This window comes from Microcystis sp. M079S1, from assembly GCF_020246425.1.
Taxonomy (GTDB): domain Bacteria; phylum Cyanobacteriota; class Cyanobacteriia; order Cyanobacteriales; family Microcystaceae; genus Microcystis; species Microcystis aeruginosa.
Genome location: NZ_JADBSZ010000208.1, coordinates 1 through 2,582, shown reverse-complemented (window position 1 = coordinate 2,582; position 2,582 = coordinate 1). Strand labels below are relative to the sequence as shown.

2 protein-coding genes and 1 pseudogene are annotated in these 2,582 nt (G+C 44.3%); 2 read left to right on the top strand and 1 reads right to left on the bottom strand.

All coding sequences use genetic code 11. The features are described from left to right. The coding region (locus IM456_RS13860) for a zinc ribbon domain-containing protein (protein WP_287712786.1) at window positions 1-197 on the top strand (197 nt) is incomplete at its 5' end. Between the two features lie 44 nt (window positions 198-241). Here the strand turns inward: IM456_RS13860 and IM456_RS13855 are convergent. Next, a pseudogene (locus IM456_RS13855) lies at window positions 242-1,144 on the bottom strand (PstS family phosphate ABC transporter substrate-binding protein); the annotation flags it as partial. A 414-nt stretch (window positions 1,145-1,558) separates the two neighbouring features. Here IM456_RS13855 and map point away from each other — a divergent pair. After that, the gene (map, locus tag IM456_RS13850) at window positions 1,559-2,323 is read left to right on the top strand and encodes a type I methionyl aminopeptidase (RefSeq protein ID WP_149985277.1); all 765 of its coding nucleotides are present in this window, start codon (window positions 1,559-1,561) and stop codon (window positions 2,321-2,323) included. Window positions 2,324-2,582 lie beyond the last annotated feature (259 nt).

Here is a 2,582-nt window from a genome sequence, read left to right as displayed (position 1 = left end):
TGCCGTTAAATATTCGAGAATGGGACTGTCCAGACTGTGGGACGCACCATGACCGAGATATTAACGCCAGTAAAAATATTTTGGCCGCAGGGCTTGCGGTGTCAGTCTGTAGAGCGACCATAAGACCAGAACAGAGTGAATCTGTTAAGGCAGGTGCGAAAAATCCTTCGGGAAAGAAGCAGAAACCCAAATCGTGAGGTTTGGGAATCGCCGTCCGTTTTACGGCGGCGAGGATGTCAACCGTTAGGGGGATATAACCGACTTCTTTAACAATACTCTCGGCATTATCGAGGTAATACTCCACAAATTCCTGTAAAGCTCGGCTTTTTTGCGCTTTCTCCGCATTGACGTAGATAAATAAAGGTCGAGCAAGGGGTTGATATTGGGAGTTAACTACGGTTTCTCTAGAGGGTACAATCGCCCCTTTACCGCTATCAATGCCTAAAGCTTTCAATTTTTGGGGATTTTGTTCATAATAAGCTAGTCCAAAGTAACCAAGAGCATTCGGATCTTGACTGACTCCCTGGACTAAAGTGTTATCATCCTCGCTGGCTACATAATCCTTACGACTAGCACCGGATTTACCGACCACAGCTTCGGTAAAATAGTCAAAAGTTCCGGAATCTTGGCCTGCACCAAAGAGATTTAGGGGTTTATTGGGGAATTCCGGTCTGATTTGATTCCAATTGGTAATTTTACCCTCAGCAGCCGGTTCCCACATTTTCTTTAATTTTTCTAGGGTAATGCTATCAATCCAGTTATTTTCCTGATTAACGACTACAGTTAAGGCATCAAAAGCCACGGGTAATTCAATATATCTTACGCCATAGCGATTACACAGGGACATCTCATCGGCTTGAATCGGTCGAGAGGCATTACTAATATCAGTTTTTCCTGCGCAGAATTCCCGAAATCCCCCAGAGGTTCCCGAAAATTTTACGCTCACTTCTGCTGTACCCGGTTGACTGCTTTTGAATTTCTCGGCCACGGCCTGGGTAATCGGGTATACGGTACTAGAACCATCAATTTTAATTTATTTGTTAGCTGGAGATTCCCCTATGCCACAGGCCGACAGTAGGCTAATTCCCAAAATACTTAATGCAGAAAATACTATTTTCACAGAAGTTTTGTCGCTTTTACTCATTGTCTCTGTCCCCGCTATCAGTCAATAACTACATAATATCATTTCAAAAAAAGTTGATATATATAATTAAGAATTCTAAAGTTGAATGTTATCGAAAATACATCAAACTGATGGACAAAAGGACAACAAAAACGTTTATCTGTAGGGTCTGATACTAAATCCGTTGAGTATGCGCTACATATCAGGACAGGCAAAAGGCAAAAGGCAAAAGGCAAAAGGCAAAAGGCAAAAGGCAAAAGGCAAAAGGCAAAAGGCAAAAGGCAGCTTTGTTCTCCCCACTTCCCCACACCCTACACCCCACACCCTACTTCCCCACTTCCCGCTCCTATAACCCAACCCCCTAAACCATAACGCTGCCCGATTTTGCTAGGATAAGAAATGTAACAAGAATCTTTCTTAACAGTCGGATAATTCATGGGCAACGATACCATCACCTTACTCTCTCCCCGGGAAATTGAAAAAATGCGTCGAGCCGGACGATTAGCGGCTAAACTGTTAGACCATCTGGCCGATATGGTTAAACCGGGGGTAAGTACCCTAGAAATCAATGACGAGGCAGAACGTTGGACCTGCGCCCATGGAGCCAAAAGTGCGCCCCTAGGATACCATGGCTTTCCTAAGTCCATCTGTACTAGCATTAACGAGGTTATCTGTCACGGCATCCCCAGCGCCGATCAAATCCTCAAAGACGGCGATATTATTAACATCGATGTCACCCCGATTTTAGAAGGTTATCACGGCGATACCTCGCAGACTTTCTTTGTCGGTACTCCCTCCCCCCTGGCTAAAAAGTTAGTGGAAGTTACCAGAGAATGTCTGCAAAGAGGCATAGATGCAGTGCAGCCGGGGGGTAAAATCGGCGATATCGGTGCCGCTATCCAAGAATATGCCGAAGGACAAGGATTTTCGGTGGTTAGAGATTTTGTCGGTCATGGTATCAGTAATGTTTTTCACACCGGTCCGCAGGTTCCCCACTACGGCACTCGTGGCAAGGGCAAAAAAATTCGCCCCGGCATGGTATTCACCATTGAACCAATGATTAATGAGGGAACCTGGCAACATATTGTCTTAAAAGACGGTTGGACTGCTATTACTAAAGATGGTAAACTTTCTGCCCAATTTGAACACACCATCGCCGTCACCGAAACCGGTGTCGAAATTCTCACTTTATCCGATTAAATTTAGGGAACGGGGAACAGGGGATAGGGTTTTTCAATAGAGAGTGAACAGTAATCAGCTTCTGAAGGCAAAGGGCAACAGGCCGAAAAAAGAATCTGGGAATTCTCCTACCTAAAAAGGCTCTTCGGTTTGTGTTATGCAATGGAGGGGGAGTATAAGGGATGTAACCCTTATATAGAAAGGCATTTAGCGATTTTTGTCAATTGTTTTTTATCTAGAGCGAACTAATCAATTAAGTCTCTTGCCAGATAAGGATTCA